This window comes from Agrobacterium rosae (assembly GCF_002915175.1).
GTDB lineage: Bacteria > Pseudomonadota > Alphaproteobacteria > Rhizobiales > Rhizobiaceae > Agrobacterium > Agrobacterium rosae.
The window spans coordinates 96,949-114,029 of sequence record NZ_NXEJ01000013.1; the positions used below are offsets into that span (position 1 = coordinate 96,949).

13 protein-coding genes and 1 pseudogene are annotated in these 17,081 nt (G+C 59.6%); 6 read left to right on the plus strand and 8 right to left on the minus strand.

What is annotated here, in order from left to right; genetic code table 11:
- Positions 1-7 precede the first annotated feature (7 nt).
- The 4 genes and pseudogenes from CPJ18_RS24890 to CPJ18_RS24905 form a co-directional block, all read right to left on the minus strand.
- Positions 8-400 carry a hypothetical protein gene (locus tag CPJ18_RS24890; RefSeq protein ID WP_010891609.1) on the minus strand — a complete coding sequence of 131 codons (393 nt, stop codon included), beginning with the start codon at positions 398-400 and terminating at the stop codon, positions 8-10.
- A gap of 819 nt (positions 401-1,219) precedes the next feature.
- A pseudogene (locus CPJ18_RS27705) lies at positions 1,220-1,567 on the minus strand (phospholipase D family protein); the annotation flags it as partial.
- Between the two features lie 66 nt (positions 1,568-1,633).
- Positions 1,634-2,710 (minus strand): Abi family protein, encoded by a 1,077-nt coding sequence (locus CPJ18_RS24900; RefSeq protein ID WP_233109037.1) that lies wholly within the window; start codon positions 2,708-2,710, stop codon positions 1,634-1,636.
- Positions 2,711-2,932: 222 nt separating this feature from the next.
- Complete coding sequence (locus CPJ18_RS24905; protein ID WP_010891606.1) at positions 2,933-3,499, minus strand: hypothetical protein; 567 nt, start codon at positions 3,497-3,499, stop codon at positions 2,933-2,935.
- A gap of 855 nt (positions 3,500-4,354) precedes the next feature.
- Between CPJ18_RS24905 and CPJ18_RS24915 the strand changes: the two genes are divergently transcribed.
- Complete coding sequence (locus CPJ18_RS24915) at positions 4,355-5,350, plus strand: tyrosine-type recombinase/integrase (protein ID WP_065698726.1); 996 nt, start codon at positions 4,355-4,357, stop codon at positions 5,348-5,350.
- A 107-nt stretch (positions 5,351-5,457) separates the two neighbouring features.
- Here CPJ18_RS24915 and CPJ18_RS24920 read toward each other — a convergent pair whose 3' ends face one another.
- Positions 5,458-6,084: an NUDIX hydrolase gene (locus CPJ18_RS24920; protein WP_010891604.1), complete on the minus strand. Its 627-nt coding sequence runs from the start codon at positions 6,082-6,084 to the stop codon at positions 5,458-5,460.
- 462 nt (positions 6,085-6,546) lie between these two features.
- Between CPJ18_RS24920 and CPJ18_RS24925 the strand changes: the two genes are divergently transcribed.
- Positions 6,547-7,665: a hypothetical protein gene (locus CPJ18_RS24925; protein WP_065698701.1), complete on the plus strand. Its 1,119-nt coding sequence runs from the start codon at positions 6,547-6,549 to the stop codon at positions 7,663-7,665.
- Between the two features lie 215 nt (positions 7,666-7,880).
- Here CPJ18_RS24925 and CPJ18_RS24930 read toward each other — a convergent pair whose 3' ends face one another.
- Positions 7,881-8,270, minus strand: coding sequence for a hypothetical protein (locus CPJ18_RS24930; RefSeq protein ID WP_137006661.1), 390 nt, complete (start codon positions 8,268-8,270; stop codon positions 7,881-7,883).
- Positions 8,271-8,512: 242 nt separating this feature from the next.
- Between CPJ18_RS24930 and CPJ18_RS24935 the strand changes: the two genes are divergently transcribed.
- Positions 8,513-9,436 (plus strand): DUF3991 and toprim domain-containing protein, encoded by a 924-nt coding sequence (locus CPJ18_RS24935; protein WP_065698703.1) that lies wholly within the window; start codon positions 8,513-8,515, stop codon positions 9,434-9,436.
- Here the strand turns inward: CPJ18_RS24935 and CPJ18_RS24940 are convergent.
- Positions 9,397-9,993, minus strand: a complete 597-nt coding sequence (locus CPJ18_RS24940) for a mobile mystery protein B (protein ID WP_065698704.1) — start codon at positions 9,991-9,993, stop codon at positions 9,397-9,399. The two genes, CPJ18_RS24935 and CPJ18_RS24940, sit on opposite strands and share 40 nt — an antisense overlap.
- The gene (locus tag CPJ18_RS24945) at positions 9,990-10,451 is read right to left on the minus strand and encodes a mobile mystery protein A (protein ID WP_065698705.1); all 462 of its coding nucleotides are present in this window, start codon (positions 10,449-10,451) and stop codon (positions 9,990-9,992) included. Before CPJ18_RS24945 ends, CPJ18_RS24940 begins: the two co-directional genes overlap by 4 nt.
- Before the next feature lie 381 nt (positions 10,452-10,832).
- Here CPJ18_RS24945 and CPJ18_RS24950 point away from each other — a divergent pair, with 381 nt between their 5' ends.
- The 3 genes from CPJ18_RS24950 (at position 10,833) to CPJ18_RS24960 (ending at position 17,066) form a co-directional block, all read left to right on the plus strand.
- Positions 10,833-11,435 carry a DUF1419 domain-containing protein gene (locus CPJ18_RS24950; protein ID WP_065698706.1) on the plus strand — a complete coding sequence of 201 codons (603 nt, stop codon included), beginning with the start codon at positions 10,833-10,835 and terminating at the stop codon, positions 11,433-11,435.
- A 12-nt stretch (positions 11,436-11,447) separates the two neighbouring features.
- A complete protein-coding gene (locus CPJ18_RS24955; protein ID WP_065698707.1) occupies positions 11,448-11,849 on the plus strand; it encodes a DUF3085 domain-containing protein in 402 nt (133 codons plus the stop codon).
- A gap of 129 nt (positions 11,850-11,978) precedes the next feature.
- Positions 11,979-17,066 carry a lactate dehydrogenase gene (locus CPJ18_RS24960; RefSeq protein WP_099086239.1) on the plus strand — a complete coding sequence of 1,696 codons (5,088 nt, stop codon included), beginning with the start codon at positions 11,979-11,981 and terminating at the stop codon, positions 17,064-17,066.
- The last annotated feature ends 15 nt before the right edge of the window (positions 17,067-17,081 follow it).

Consider the following 17,081-nt stretch of genomic DNA (forward strand, 5'->3'; position numbering starts at 1 on the left):
CCCCCTGTTAGTCTTCTCCGTCGACGACCATCGAAGTCGGGAAGCCACCATGAGGCTTCGCAATGAACGCCAGGCGCGCTTTGCGGAGTGGCCACGTCTTGTCACGCCACCAGTAAAACTCCAGATGCGATCTGCCCTGCGCGCGGATTTCCGACTCGATATCGCGGCTCTCACGTGAGCCCGGGACAGCAAGAAAAGTTCCCGTCACGATGCAGCGGGTGCTGCTCCTGGCGGTGGGTTCCGTGTCGAAAACAGCGTCTCCGATGCAAACGCCCATAAAATCCCTGCTGCGCTGTCCCTCAGGGGTCTCAATGATGAGATCAGCCGACTTACGATCAAAGTAGATTTTCACCCGGCTACCGATCTCAGGTGGCTGACGCGAGACGTGCGGGATATCCATTTTCTAATCCTCTAAAGACTGCATTGACAGCTGTGGGGTGGTCGCAAGCGCATCTGGGGAGTTGTCTTGCGCCGCCGGAAGGTCGAAACGCGAGTCGGTGAGATCGAGCGCACCATACCGCATCATCGATTTCTCGAGCCGATCGAATATCCACCTATAGGCCTGTGGCGTGAGCTCCATATGCGGTTTTCTCATGATGGCGCGCCGCGGATTGAGATTGCCTCCACTGCCGGCGTTCAGATTGCGTTGCGTTGGCGCAAAAGAATTCGGACCAAGTTCGGTCATCATATCGACCATGGACACTCCTGCCGAAAGCGGTCCGTTAATGAAGACGGGATCGTGGACGCGAACGTAGTGAGGCCAATTCTCCTTCCATACTCTCACCGACACGTCGGCTGGTGTGGCGTCATCCAGAATTGGTCTGTGTTCCCTGCTAATGGCGCGCCCGTAGATAATGTAGTCGCTCCGCGCCTGAACCATACGAGCCATGAACATGATGGCCCCCTCTCGAACCTGGCGTGGCCGCTTTCCACTCGGGTACGTGCATGCCCAATGCGAACCGGAGCGAATAACCTCCTCGTCGATCCCCATAGATAGCGACACGCGGTTGTCCGCTCTTCCGAAGAATTTGACGAAAGACTGCATAGGCGCATCGGTCGGAGGCTCCAGTACGAACGGCGATGTCGAATTCACCGTCTCTCCGAAGTCGGGTAGAGAAATGCTATCTCTCGTCCCGACACGGTACGGGGCGAGAATTTGCCGCCATCGCTCGATATCGGCTTGCGACAGATCGTGTCTGGTGCTGGCCCATAAGCGGTCGAAATAATTCTGGCACTGTGCGGCGATGAAGTGGTCATCAGCGGCGAAGCCGAACTCCTTATTCTGAAACATGGCGGCTTCGGTGAGATTCGCGCTTGTTACGATCGCCCGCTTGCCGCCGAAGATATACATTTTGGAATGGACGCCGACGACTCCCCGGATTTTCGCTCCGCTTCGGAGAAGGAGAGACAGCGCATCCATATCGCTTACCCCCGCATTGAAGGCGTTGAGGTCGAATCGAGTGATGACGCGAAGATCACGAGGGCAATGCGCGAAAATCAGGCGCTCTACGGTCTGCTTCTTGATGAACGGACATACGATCAGAACCGTTTCCGGTCTTTCCCGCATCCCGATATCCAGTTCGTCCGACCATCCAGAATCCACCAATTTGAAGCTCAAGTGCAATCCTTCCGGTCAATAGCGGCGGTGTGCGCGCAAAATCGCGCCTGTGGCCTTGCCTGATGCGGCCTCAATCCCGACGAGAATCTGGATACGCGGCTTCTGGAGTTCCTTCACCGCCAAGGCGAGCGGGGTGGCGTCATCCATTTGCGTCCATCGGTCCGCGAGGTTGGCCACCTTGACCAGGTCCGAAACCGTATGATCATTAAGATCGATCATCCCACCCAACCTCTTTGCGCACTCTGTGATGAAGCGGATGGCGTCTACTACTGTGAGCGCCGCGATCGGACGCCCGTCATCGTCGAGGCAGATGATTGCCTGATGCTTTTCGTCGAGCAGCTCGGCCAGCTCACTCAAACCCGTTTCCGGCCTGACTGGCACGAACCCCGGATCGAGCTTCGCGGCCAGCGTGTTGGCATTGGTGCCGTCCCGGCGAGGGCGCGTTCTGACGACGGTGCTGAGAGTGGAGTGATGCTTCATCCAGGTTGCCGTTTCGGCGCATCGTAATTCGATCAGCCGCACGATCTTGGCATGAATGTCAGTCACGTTTAGATCAAGAACCGGTTCGTGATGGGCCACGCGATTCCGGAAGACATTGATCGGCTTTACCAGGTTCTGGATTTCCTGGCGGCTTTCGCCGTGCTGTAGATGGGGGAAAGCGATATTGACGGTGGTGCGCCAGAGGCCACCATATTCCGGCCGAAAGAGGTTCGACCAAAAATCGAAGGTGAGCGTCGCGACGATCTGGTCACGTGCTGCGCCCGCGCCCGCCCTTTGTATCGCCTTGTCGAGCGTCGCCAAGCCATTCCCTGTCAGAGTTTGATCGCGGAATGTGGCGTCCTGATGCCAGTTCGCTCCGAACCTTGCGACAAGGATCCCGTCGACGGCATTTCGCAGTGTCACTTCTGCCACATTAAGCGGATAGAGGAACGCTTTGGCAACCCGGGCGTTGTAGAGATACAGCGCCATCGCATATTCTTCGTGATTGCCGCCCTTTGCAAGGTAAGTTGCGAAGCGCGGCTCGGAAATCGAGGCACGGATGGCCTGCAGTTGCGCCGGCAGGTAGGGAAAAGGAACTTGACTTTCTGCCATATTACGTAGATAACTACTCCAAAGCAGTCGAACAGGCCCCACTGGCTTGCCATGCGCCTTCGACACCGATATTTGTGCACCAGGTCAGGCCAGTCCTCACCTGGTGTTTCAATTTCTAAGATATGATTCGTGCAGCCGCTAGCAACAGAGTTGCTCGGATGTTGCCGCTGTAAGGCGAACCCCTTTCCGGAATTTGCGAATGCTCGACGTCCGCTTCTCGCATTATTGCACGGTCTGACTGCGCTTAATGGTTTGCGCCAGGGCGTCGACAACCTGCGGGAACCGTTCCGGTTCGCGTATGGCCGCCTTGATCTCATCGGCCCAGCCCGGGTTTGACATGCCCCATTTGCCCATCGCACCCCCGTCGATTCCGCGATGGCGGATAAGAAACTCGCTGATCATGGCCGGCACGCGTGCGGTAATGAATTTTGCGTTGGTTGGCTTTGCCCTTGCTATGATGACGAACGCACTCGCGAGACTTTCCAAATCATCTTCCTTGGCGAGTTCTTTCATCAATTCGAGGACGGCGCCCGAGGGCGTATTGTAAGCCTTGGAGCCATGCTCGGCGATCGCCCTCGCGATCCGTTCGGCTGTGTCGACGTTCACTTTAGGCACCTCTTCGCTAAGGCCGGCGAGCGCTTCGGCCCTGGCCCGGCGCTCGGCAGCGAGTTTCTTGACATCTTCGGCATCTACCACGGTTGGAACCCATACGGTCACCTTCTGCCATCCTTCCGCCGCGCGCAGTTCGCGCTGCCGCTTCATGCGGTCCGTGACTGTCCTGTCGCCCATATAAACTCCGTAGTACGACTACGGGGCAACATAGTGCGTAAACCTACTACGGTCAACCTCAAAATGTGTCTTTTAAGTATGATCCAGCTTCCCTCCCCATCGGCGGGCTGCTGCTGCATCATTATCTTCGCCCCGTGTAAAGCGACCGCCCAGGCCACGCGAATGATCGGCAGAGACTTTGCGCTTTAAATGATGGCCTGATCTCGCATTGTTATTTCTGCAGTCTCTTGGTCTTTGCGCTCAAGGTTCTGGGCGACCAGTGTCACAACCTCGGTCCGAGCATCGGAAGGTGCATTCGGAATTCGGTTGAGCGCGGAGTGGGACCCGACGTAGAGTCAGCGGATTTTCGGGCGCTCTTCTCCAGATCCGGCTACGAAATGATGGCATCAAAAACGTCGCCTGTGGCAATTCAAGGTCAGTCCTTCAACGCTTGAAGCGGTAAGAGCCGACACATACCTTTGCATCGCAGCACCTGGGACGCACTCCGACGGTATTCTGATGAGCGAGATCGTCTGCCGACCCGCGCGCCAGCAGGTTCTTCTTCACAGGGGATCGTGGGCGGGGTCTGAACCATGCCAACCCTCATTTCTCCTTCATTCTCTGGACCCGTGAGGCCCGACTGCGGGGAGCTTCCGAGACAGAGGGGCCAAGGATTCACGATCTTCGCCATACCTTCGCGGTGCGCACACTTCTGGACTGGTACAGGAACGTTGAGAACGTCGATCGTCGAATCCCGGAACTTTCGACATATCTCGGCCATGGAAAGGTGGCCGACACATACTGGTATCTAAGCGCACATCCCGATCTTCTGGAGCAAGCCAAACTCCGTCTCGACGCGCGATGGGAGGCGGCACAATGACCAGTTCGCTTCCACGTCTTATCGAGCGCTTCTTTACACAGCGGCTAATGCGCCAACGCAATGTCAGCACGCATACCGTCGCCTCCTACCGCGACACCTTCAAGCTCTTTTTGAGGTTCGCCCACCGCAAGACGGGCAAGCAGCCATCATCCCTGATGCTTGAAGATTTCGACGCAGAGCTCGTCATAGCATTCCTGGATGACTTCACCGCAGAAAGACGATCGGGCACCGCCACCTACAATCTCAGGCTTACCGCTATTCGAGCCTTCTTTCGGTTCCTTGCATTCGAGGAGCCTACCTTTAGCCATCAGATCCAACGCGTGCTCGCCATCCCCGGCAAGATCGGCACGAGGCGCGAGGTACAGTTCCTTGTCCGGGATGAGATCAAGGCGCTCCTGGCAGCACCGGACAGGCGATTATGGATCGGTCGCCGCGACTGCTGCCTCCTCCTGACGGCAATACAGACGGGCATGCGGCTCTCCGAACTGGTCGGCCTCGATCGCGGCGCTGTCACCCTGGACACTGGCGCGCATATTAGATGTTTCGGAAAAGGACGGAAGGAGCGCGTCACTCCGCTCACCAAAATTCTGAGTTCCGTGCTTAAACAATGGCTGGACGAGCCAAGATTGGGCCAGTCCGACATCCTCTTCCCGACCGTGCATGGATCTCGGATGAGTCCGGACGCGGTTCAATATCTGCTGGCGAAGCATGTGAAGCAGGCGGCACAGCAATACCCGTCATTGCGAGCCAAGCGCATTTCACCGCACGTTCTTCGTCACAGTGCGGCGATGGAATTGCTGGATGCGGGGGTGGACAGCACTGTCATCTCACTTTGGCTTGGCCACGAATCCACACGCTCCACCCAAGCCTACCTTCATGCGCATCTGGCGATCAAGGGGGCCGCACTTGCAAAGGTTGCCTCGCTGAGCAAGCAGCCTTTCTGTCGCTTCAAAGCTAACGATAAACTCTTGTCGTTTCTTGACAACCTTTAGCAACTTGACGCCGCAGGCTATCCTGCGGCGCCAGCAGACCCGTTCTCTAAATGTTTGATGGTAGTATCCTTGCGCCGGAAATGTTCATCGGAACACTGTAAATATGTTCAATCAATAACGGCTATCGTTTGGCGACCGTCTTTGAATTCGAAGGCCAGCTCGACGTCGCGCTCAATGGAGCGGCTTCGCGATAATGGTGGAAGTCGGCCGCGTTCGAAGAAAGAAACTTCGCTGGTTTCCAGCCCGCTTGTCAGCGTCAGTTCACCCGTTCGGCGGCAAAGGAAGAACATCTTGTAAAAGTCCCGCGCATCTGGCTCATAACTGCTCTTGGCCTTGTGGCGAACGCTGTAGAGCTGACACACCGAAACGGCGATACCAGCTTCTTCCCGTACCTCCTTTACTACATTCTCGGAGGCCGAAAGCCCTACGTCTGCAAAGCCTCCCGGAAGCGTCCACAGACCGTCGGATCTCTCGCGCACAAGCAGTATTTTGCCATTTTCGATCAGAGCTGCGCGAACGTCGATTTTAGGCGTGGCATACCCTTTGGCAAAGTCAGAGACCAAGTCGCGAATGCGTTCCACCGGAACATCGGCGAGATCAGCCAACATGGCGTTCGCTATTGCTGCGATTTCCTCGTAGCGTTCACGATCAAACTCATCTTTGCAGAACGAATGCCCGGTCGAAGCTATCGCTTGGAGACGCTTCGCCTTTGCCAACCAGGGTGTTTCAGACATTGATCGCTCCTTCACCAGACGGCTCGATCGAGACAGTATTGATCATAAAAGATGGCTGCAATGGGTCGCGGCTTACCTTCAAGTGGTCTGAAATATGCCGAGCTTGCCAGGCGGCTTCACCTGAAATCTCGGGCTTTAAGGAACGGGCTCGGCATAGTCTCCGGCTCGGGATAAGCGCCCGATCTTCACATTGATACGCTGAAAATCAAAAGCCGGAACTTCCATTGATTTTCCCCATCCTGAGGCGCGGTGGCGCCCAGGGAGTTGTCAGTCCGCTCGCAGCAATTTTAAAGCAAAATAAAGCTTGAGCGCAATTTCCAGAACAAAAATCGCTGTCTGAGCCCGAGGTTAAGTTTAGATCATCAGATTATTATACAGGAGAGGCCAGCGGAAGATTGGTATCGACAAGAAGACCCAGATTTCGGGACCGAGAACTACGCAGAGCATAAAACAGAGAACCTCATGATACGCGCTTTCAAATCGTCGTCGAACTCAACCGAAATTATCAACCTCGACAGGGATGCCATCCGAGAAAACCATCGGAATGGTCGACAAACCAATATTATGTTCGACACCAATATCCTGATTGCAATCGAAAGCGCCTATAAGACCGGCCAGCGACACCAGGAACTTAAGAATGCTGGTGTTCTGGAACTCGCGAGACTCATCGAGAAGACCTCCAGGTATGGCGTATTCATCTCGCCCGCAGCGGCTTACCAAGAACTGCCCCCAGCGCGTCGAGGCGACGTTGAAGCAGCGTTCGACAGGTTTCTTGCAGACTATCTGCCAAATTTCCGTGAGGACCCAAACTCGATGAAGGTTCCGTATGCTGGTGGAAAGATGGACCCTGAGCATTTTAGCGCGCTGTCGCTGGAGCGTCAGAAGGCAATCTCGTGCTCATATGCTTCGCTGCTCGCTATGAACGTCATACATCGATTAGAGGCGTTGAATGGCCTGGAAAAATTCGCCCTCTACATCGATTATTGCGCCGAGGTGCTGGATCTCATCAGTCTCAAGGAACTGACGATCGCTCGATATGTCTTCGCCCCCGAAAATGGCTTAACTGACCAACTCAGGACGCGGAAAGTAGCTATCACAAACAACTTCGTGAAACTGAAAAAGGGTGGCGGCAAAGGCTTGACACCCGACAAAGTACTGGAGCGCATCGCTTTGAATGGAGCTAACGACCTGAAGCTGATTGCTGCTGCAGATATCGTGAACAATTCGCGCGAGCAGTTCAACTTCGGCATCATCGAGCATGATGTCTGGATCGCAACGAGCGACGACAAGCTCTACGAGTTTTGCTGCGCCTGCCCGGGCTACATGCGTCGGGAACGTGGCGGTCCCCTGGCTAGATATGTCGAGACACATACTGACATAAAAGGAACCCGCTACTGGCGGGATTCCATCGAAATACAGCAGCGCAGACTTGAGGAGCGTTATTTCGCAGTAGATCGCGAAAGGGAAATGGACTCAATCGTGCAGTCAGCCTTTGATATCGAGGCTGACCTGCTGAACGGTAAAGCTGACGATTATTTCAGACTAAGGTCATGGCGATCTCCGCGAGTGATGCACAACTAATAAGGGTCCTCGCCCCGGGCCTCTAGACGCAAGCGTTCGAACCCATGCTTTCACTCCTGCTCCTTTAGCTGTTGAGCCAGTACGGCAATGTCCTCGCTTTTCATCACGCGTTCCAATTTCTTCCGCTCTTCTCACCAGCTCAGTCTTACCGCGCTTCCGAATTGATACCAAAACCGGCCTCTGAGGAGAGCAGATCTCGGAGAGATCCGCATTCGCTATAAGGTTTGCTCCCGCATGATCATTGTCGGTTGAACGAGGTCCATAGGAGACGTGCCATTCCGCTCTTGATGGATGGCTTCCTGGTCCGGCCCCGGATCTCCGACGATCAACCCGCTGCGGGGTCGGCTAGCAAGCTGCCGCCGCTCGGCTTCGCCCTCGCGGTGATCGCGACCGGTTCCGGACACTGACGGGAGCCATCGAGCGGGAATGGCCCGCTCCAAAGATGGAGCCTTCAGATGAACACCGATCTTTCCCTTGCCCAAAACCACGCCTTTCAGCTTTCCCGCACTCTGATGGTTCCGGTCACGCTCTTCCGGTCCGGCGACGAGTTCGGCGTTCTCCCGAGCGACGAACTCGATGACGAAGACGATCTGGTGATCGTGCATGAATACGTTCCGGGCGGGTCTCATTGAGACCCTTCTCCCTCGTGCCGCTTGCGAGCGGCAGGCGGCAAGGGAAGCTGCGCCGCGGCTGCACGATCCGTCAGCGCAAGGTGCAGATCTGCAGGTTGCCAGCCGCGCCCTTGCCTTCTTTGCTCTTCGCGGCGTCCGGAGAGGAGCCCGCGGGTGCGGGGAAATGGAAATGGAAACAGAAGGAAGGGCGGACGCAATGCGCGTCGGGAAGAAAAATGGAAAAGAAGGAACTGGAAGACCTCAGGGATCGGGTGCAATGCGCTGCCGTGCTGGAGAAGGCTGGGTTTGCCATCGACCTGAAGGAGAGCACCCGCAGGGCGGTCAAATTCCGCGGCGGCGGGGCCATAATCATCGTGATTCACGAGGGCAGGGGCTGGTTCGATCCGCTGTCCGATGCCAAGGGTGACGTGTTCGGTCTTGTCGAGCATCTCGACCGAGTGCCCTTTGTCGAAGCCCTCGACCATGTCGCATCGCTGGTCGACTTCGTCCCGAAGGAGCCGGTCTGGACCCACGCTGCGCGCGAGATCGATCTGCCGGCCGGAGTTTCAGAACGATGGACGAAGCGGCGCAAGCCGTGGCCGGGCTCGATGACCTGGCGCTATCTCCGCGACGAACGCTGCGTTCCGGAAGCAACCATCCGCGCAGCGCTCCGGCATGATCTCGTGCGCGAAGGTCCGCGCGGCAGTATGTGGGCCGCGCACCGTGACAGCGAGGGCGCCGTCACCGGCTGGGAAGAACGCGGGCCGGAGTGGCGTGGCTTTTCGACCGGGGGAGCGAAAGTGCTGTTCAGGTTCGGCGCGATCCACGCGCCGCGCCTTTGCGTGACGGAAGCTGCCATCGACGCCATGAGCCTTGCCGCGCTGGAGAGTAATCGGCGTGATAGCCTCTATTTCAGTACCGGCGGCGGCTGGGCACCTGCCACCGATGCGGCGATCCGTTTATTGGCGGCGCGGAAGGGTATGTCGGTGGTCGCCGCCACGGATAATAACGCGCAGGGCGATGTCTACGCTGATCGATTGGAAGCAATTGCCCGGGACGCCGACTGCAGATTTGAGCGCCACCGTCCCCACCACGAGGACTGGAACGAGGACCTTTGCGCTCAGCTGCGCGCGAATTCGAGGAGAGGCGCGATGTCGTGATTATCCGCGGCCTGCAGTGCCGCGACGTACCGGGTGCGCAGATTTCCCACGTCGCCCAGGCTTCCGCTACCCCAGCTGAAGGGCTCGGCGCCCAGTTTTTCCACGAGCAGATCGGCAGCCAGACGCGAATGGCGCCCATTGCCGTTCGGAAACGGGTGGATGGCGACAAGACGATGGTGGAATCTGATTGCGATCTCGTCCGGCGCGAATATCTCATGGTCGACCCAATACCGAACGTCATCGAGCCGTGCCGTGAGTTCGACCGGAATTCGGTAGGCCTGGATGCCGATATTGCGCTCCGTCGTTCGGAAGCTGCCTGCCCATTGCCAGACCTCGCCGAACATGCGTCGGTGCAATGTACGCATGAAGGTTTCGGTCAGCATCCTGCCGACCGGCATGCGCCGTCGTCCACGCGCCCAGGCGGCACCCTCGACGATGTTCTCCTGTTCCGCCTCGTTGAGATCCTGCCTGTGGGTGATCCAGCTTTGAAGCAGGCCCTCGCGCTCCTGCGGCTCGAGCGGTGTTGCGTCCTCGGGTTCTTGGAAGAGGTCGGTCATCTTTCTGACCAGAGGTCGCGCTCGGAAAGCTGGTCGCGGATGTAGGCCTGGAGACGGGCTTCAAGATCGCCATTGTCTGTTCCCTGCGCTTCGAGGCGCATTGTGTGTGCGACCCGTTGCAGTTCGCGCATTGCGATCTTGCGCGCGCGCTCATTGACGGCGGTCTCGAGCGACGTATTCGGGACCAATGCGTAGACCAGCGTGCAGTCGAGTGCCTCTGCCGCACGCCGCAACGTACTGAGCTGGATTGTTCCGGATGCCTCCGACTTCTCGATCGCTTCCACGGTCTGGGGCCGGATTCCCATCCTTGAGCCGAGCTGCGCTCCTGTCATGCCGAGCGCGTCGCGCAACGCCCGGACCCATCCTTTTGGCGGTGCCCTGAAACCCTCTGCCGGCTGCAGCCCGCGAAGGCGCTCGTCAAGCCTTCTGCGCGCTCGCTTTCTTGCGTCGTCCTTCATCGTTCAACTTTCTACCGCGGCTGATCATCAGACAACAGGCTGATTGTTGCGTACAAATTATCAGTTTACACCCTGATTATCAACGCCAAATAATCAGCCCCAAGTATGATAAGACGAGTGATTGAAACAGCCTGTGAGCTGATTTCACCTGAATGAAATACCAAGGAGGGGAAGGAAGAGGGGAAGGGGAAGGGAAGGGGAAGGCCGGCTGCCGCATGCCCGCCAGCCGCGTCAAGGGTAAAGCTTCGCCCGCTGCGCGGCCCTTGACCCGTCCGGGCGGAGAGGCGGCGCCAAGGAGGGGTCAGGAAGGGCTGAAGAGGATGGCGACATCGCGAGGATGAGCCGCGTGTCCTTCCCGATAAGGCTGAAAGGAGCCTGCCCATGACCGTCTCTTCGATACGAAAAGTCTTTGAAGGCATCGCCGACCGCCGGCAGATGTTCCGCATGTTCGACCGCCACGCGCAACGCCCGAACCGTTGGGAGGGTGACGATAGCGCGCTCTATCGAGGCGAATGGTTCGAAATCGCCCAAGCCCAGCACGACTACATGTTCGAGATCCTGCCGCCGCTGTTCATGCGAGGCGACATGTTCGCCATGCGCGAGTTCCTCACCGGCAACATCACGAGTATTTTCTTCACCCTGAAGATCGATGACCGCATGCGGTATTTCCATGCCTATTGCGACTTGTCCGACAAGGGTTCGCCCGAGCGAATGCGCGGCGCAATCGCAGAGCGGGAAACCCGGCCCGTTCGGGCAATGACGCGCGAGGAACGCCTGGACCACATCTGGTCGAGCACCCACGATGACTATCGCGGCTATGCCGGCGAGCGCTGGCCGGAACACGACCACGGCAAGCGGACCGTGCTGTTCTACGGCGGACGCCAGGGCACCCGCCTGAAGCTGCTCGACGACCTCACGGATGCGGAGATCGCGTCGAAGCTGCCGGTGCATCTGCGGTACCTCCCCGACGCGATCGCGGCTTGACGGGAGGCGGCGATGTTCACCTTTTCCGTGACGGACATCCGCGTCGTCATGATGCACGGACGGCTGGACGCCTACCTCAACGGCGGTTTCCGCAATCCCCACTACGGAGTGTTTCCGGGCCGCGATGAGAAGCCCGGTCTTTGGTTGGTCGGCGACGAGGGCGTCTACATCCTCTCCAATGGTAAGCTCGCCGCAGGGCAGCGGCCGTTCGTCGTCTATGCCGAAGAGTGCGATCCGAAGACCAACCCTGACTACTGGCACTACAAGCGCCAGCATTTCGGCGGCGATGACGGCGTCGAGTTTCTCGATGGCGCCATGCTCGTGAAACTGATCGCGGCAAGCCCCGGCTGCACGCATCTGAAGATCGCGTTCCTGCAGGACTCGATGCAGCTCTTCGTGATCGAGCGAAACTAGCGATCCTTCGACAGTCGCCATCTGGCGGCGGTCAAGCCCACCCAATCCCCCTCATCCCACGCATGTCGCCGGCCGACTGGAACCTTCCAGCGGGACGGCGACGCGCGCCTTCACCCAGGAGATTTCAGCATGTCACATGACGAGCACTTCACCATCGATCTTTTCGGCAGCACTGCGCTTTCGTCCGGCCTCGGCCTTGGCGTGACGGCCTTCGGCAGCAACTTCGAACCAGACGATGATCCCGATCCTACAACTCCAGCGCCGGCTTTGCCGATCGCCTCAGTCGTGCGACCGTCGTCCCGGCAGTGCCGTGCCCGTGGCCTGAACTTCAATCTCGCCGATGACCGTGGTCTCGCCCGCAGCTGGAAGGACCGTGCGCGCGACAATATTGCAGCGATCCGGCTCGCTGCCGAGATCGAGGCGAGCGAACGTCCTGCGACGCGCGAGGAACAGGAGACGCTGATCCGCTTCACCGGCTTCGGCGCGTCCGATCTTGCCAACGGCGTCTTCCGCCGTCCGGGCGAGCTCGAATTCCGCAAGGGCTGGGACGAGATCGGTTCCGATCTGGAGGATGCGGTCGGCGAGACCGACTATGCGTCGCTTGCCCGCTGCACCCAGTATGCCCATTTCACACCGGAGTTCATCGTCAGGGCGATATGGTCAGGGCTTCAGCGCCTCGGATGGCGCGGCGGCCGGGTGCTGGAGCCGGGAATCGGCACAGGCCTGTTTCCGGCGCTGATGCCGGAAGCGCTTCGTGATCTGTCGCACGTCACCGGCGTTGAACTCGATCCCGTAACGGCATGCATCGTCCGGCTGTTGCAGCCGCGCGCGCGGATCCTCACTGGAGATTTTGCGCGCACGGAATTGCCAGCGAGCTTCGACCTCGCCATCGGCAATCCGCCGTTCTCCGACCGGACCGTGCGATCAGACCGGGCTTATCGCTCGCTCGGTCTGAGACTTCACGACTACTTCGTCGCCCGGTCGATCGACCTGTTGAAGCCGGGCGCTTTCGCCGCCTTTGTCACGAGCTCCGGCACGATGGACAAGGCGGATTCGGCGGCGCGCCAACATATCGCGACGACCGCGGATCTGATTGCGGCTATCCGCCTGCCAGAAGGCAGTTTCCGAGCCGACGCAGGCACGGACGTCGTCGTGGACATCCTTTTCTTCCGCAAGCGCAAGGTCGCCGAGCCCGAGGGCGATCTCTCGTGGCTCGACATCGAGGAGGTGCGGCCAGCGACCGGCGACGAGGGCGCCATCCGGGTGAACAGATGGTTCGCGCGGCATCCGGATTTCGTGCTCGGCACCCATGCGCAGACCTCCGGCCCCTTCGGCGAGACCTATACATGCGTTGCCCGCGATGGCGAGGACCTCGTCGCCGCGCTGTCGGCCGCCGTCCATCTCCTTCCAGAAGGCCGCTATGACGGGGAGCCGACCGACATCGATCTCGATCTCGGTCTGGAGGATGCGATCGACGCGGCCCCCGTCGACCTGCCGTCCGACCGGCACGTGCGTGAAGGCAGCTTCTTCTTCGACAATGCCCGCGGCCTCATGCAGGTCATCGACGGCGAGCCCGTTGCTCTAAAAGTCCGCAAGGGTCGCAATGCTGACGGCATCCCGGAGAAGCATGTCCGCATCATCCGGAAGCTCATTCCAATACGCGACGCCGTCCGTGAGGTGCTGAAAGCCCAGGAGCAGGACCGGCCCTGGAAGGATTTGCAGGTCAGGCTGCGCATCGCCTGGTCGAGCTTCGTGCGCGACTTCGGTCCGATCAACCACACCACGGTCTCGATCACCGAGGATCCGGAGTCTGGCGAGACACGCGAGAGCCATCGCCGCCCGAACCTGCAACCGTTCGCGGACGATCCCGATTGCTGGCTGGTCGCCTCGATTGAGGACTACGACCTCGAAAACGACACCGCGAAGCCCGGCGCGATCTTCACCGAGCGCGTCATCTCGCCGCCCGCACCGCCTGTCATCACCAGTGCAGCAGATGCACTCGCCGTGGTGCTCAACGAACGCGGGCGCGTCGATCTCGACCATATCGCGGAACTTCTGCACCGTGATCCAGACGATGTCGTCGCTGAGCTCGGCAATGCGATCTTCCGCGATCCCGCCGATGGCTCGTGGCAGATGGCCGACGCCTATCTGTCCGGTCCGGTTCGCGACAAACTCAAGGTTGCTGAAGCCGCGGCCGCGCTCGATCCCGTCTATAACCGTAACGTCACCGCTCTGGCGGGCGTTCAGCCGGTCGATCTTCGACCTTCCGACATCACCGCCCGTCTAGGCGCTCCATGGATACCGGCCGCCGACGTCGTCGCCTTCGTCAAGGAGATGATGGGAACCGATATCCGGATCCATCATATGCCCGAACTGGCGTCATGGACCGTCGAGGCCCGACAGCTCGGCTATCTGGCCGCGGGAACGTCCGAATGGGGAACGGACCGCCGCCACGCAGGCGAACTGCTGTCCGATGCCCTGAACAGCCGGGTGCCGCAGATCTTCGATACGATCAGGGATGGCGACAGCGAAAGGCGGGTTCTCAACGTCGTCGATACCGAGGCTGCAAAGGAAAAGCTTCACAAGATCAAGGACGCCTTCCAGCGCTGGATATGGTCTGATCCCGATCGCACCGACCGGCTCGCGCGCGTCTATAATGACCGCTTCAACAACATCGCACCGCGAAAGTTCAGCGGAGATCATCTCAACCTTCCAGGCGCCTCGGGCGCCTTTGTTCTTTATGGACACCAAAAGCGCGGGATCTGGAGGATCATCTCGTCCGGCTCGACCTATCTTGCCCATGCCGTCGGCGCCGGCAAAACCATGACGATGGCGGCAAGCATCATGGAGCAGCGGCGTCTCGGCCTGATCGCCAAGGCGATGCAGGTCGTGCCGGGGCATTGCCTTGCGCAGGCGGCACGCGAGTTCCTGGCGCTCTATCCAACGGCTCGTATCCTCGTTGCCGACGAGACGAATTTTTCGAAGGACAAGCGGGCCCGGTTCCTGTCGCGCGCGGCGACGGCGACCTGGGATGCGATCATCATCACGCATTCCGCCTTCAGGTTCATCGGCGTGCCGGCGGCATTTGAAAGCCAAATGATTCACGATGAGCTGGAGCTCTACGAGACCCTGCTGCTGAAGGTCGAGGATGAAGACCGGGTGTCCCGCAAACGGCTGGAGCGCCTGAAGGAAGGCCTGCAGGAGCGGCTCGAAGCGCTTTCCACCCGCAAGGATGATCTTCTCACGATCGCCGAGATCGGCGTCGACCAGATCATCGTCGACGAGGCGCAGGAGTTCCGCAAGCTCTCCTTTGCCACCAATATGAGTACGTTGAAGGGGGTCGATCCGAACGGCTCGCAGCGGGCCTGGGACCTCTATGTGAAGTCGCGCTTCATCGAGACGATCAATCCCGGCCGGGCGCTCGTGCTTGCGTCGGGCACGCCGATCACCAACACGCTCGGCGAAATGTTCTCGGTCCAGCGGCTGATGGGCCATGCCGCGCTGGAGGAGCGTGGCCTGCACGAGTTCGATGCCTGGGCGTCGACGTTCGGCGACACCACCACCGAACTGGAGCTTCAGCCATCCGGCAAGTACAAGCCGGTCTCCCGCTTCGCGAGCTTCGTCAACGTGCCCGAGCTGATCGCGATGTTCCGGAGCTTCGCGGATGTCGTGATGCCGGCGGATTTGCGCGAGTATGTAAAGGTGCCGGCGATCTCGACCGGCAGGCGCCAGATCGTCACGTCGAAGCCGACGCAGGCGTTCAAGCACCACCAGATGGTGCTGGCCGAGCGCATCAAGGCGATCGAGGAGCGCGAGCGGCCGCCGCAGCCGGGCGACGACATCCTGCTCTCCGTTATCACCGATGGCCGGCATGCGGCGATCGACCTGCGTCTGGTCGACGCCGACAATGACAACGAGCCAGACAACAAGCTCAACAATCTCGTCTCGAACGCCTTCCGCATCTGGAAGGCGACGGCAGGCAGCGTCTATCTCCGTCATGACAGCAAGCCGTTCGAGGTGCCAGGTGCTGCGCAGATGATTTTTTCCGACCTGGGCACCATCAGCGTCGAAAAGACGAGGGGCTTCTCCGCCTATCGCTGGATTCGCGACGAGCTGATCCGCCTAGGCGTGCCGGCGTCGGAGATCGCCTTCATGCAGGACTTCAAGAAGTCGGAGGCGAAGCAGCGCCTGTTCGGCGACGTTCGGGCCGGCAGGGTCCGGTTCCTCATCGGTTCGTCGGAGACGATGGGAACCGGGGTCAACGTCCAGCTCCGCCTGAAGGCGCTGCACCATCTCGACGTCCCCTGGCTTCCCTCGCAGATCGAGCAGCGTGAGGGCCGCATCGTTCGGCAGGGCAACCAGCACGACGAGGTCGATATCTTCGCCTACGCGACCGAAGGCAGCCTCGATGCCACGATGTGGCAGAACAACGAGCGCAAGGCCCGCTTCATCGCTGCCGCGCTCTCCGGCGACACCTCGATCCGGCGGCTGGAAGATATAGGCGAGGGGCAGGCCAACCAGTTCGCAATGGCGAAAGCCATCGCGTCGGGCGATCAGCGGCTCATGCAAAAGGCGGGGCTTGAAGCGGACATCGCCCGGCTGGAACGGCTTCGTGCAGCGCATATCGACGACCAGCACGCCGTTCGCAGGCAGCTTCGCGACGCCGAGCGCGACATTGAGGTGTCGACACGGCGGATTGCGGAGATCGGTCAGGACATCACGCGGCTGGTTCCGACCACTGGCGAGGACTTCACCATGACGGTCGCGGGGAAAGACTACTCCGAACGCAAGGAGGCGGGCCGCGCCCTCATGAAGGAGATCCTGACCCTAGTCCAGCTCAGCCCAGAGGGCGAGGCCGTCATCGCCTCGATCGGCGGTTTCGAGCTCGAATATCACGGCCAACGTTATGGCAAGGATGGCTATCGCTACACCACCATGCTGAAGCGAACCGGCGCGGACTACGAGATCGAGCTTCCGGTTACGGTGACGCCGCTCGGGGCTGTTTCACGCCTCGAGCACGCGCTCGACGATTTCGATGGCGAGCGGGAGCGCTATCGCCAGCGTCTCGGCGACGCCCGCCGCAGGTTGGCGTCGTACCAGTCGCGCGGCGAAGGCAGTGAATTCGCATTCGCCGGGGAACTGGCCGAAAAACACCGGCAGCTTGCCGAGGTCGAGACGGCCCTGGCGGCTGATGTCGGTGAGCGGATCGCGGCTTGACAAGCGACACTCGTG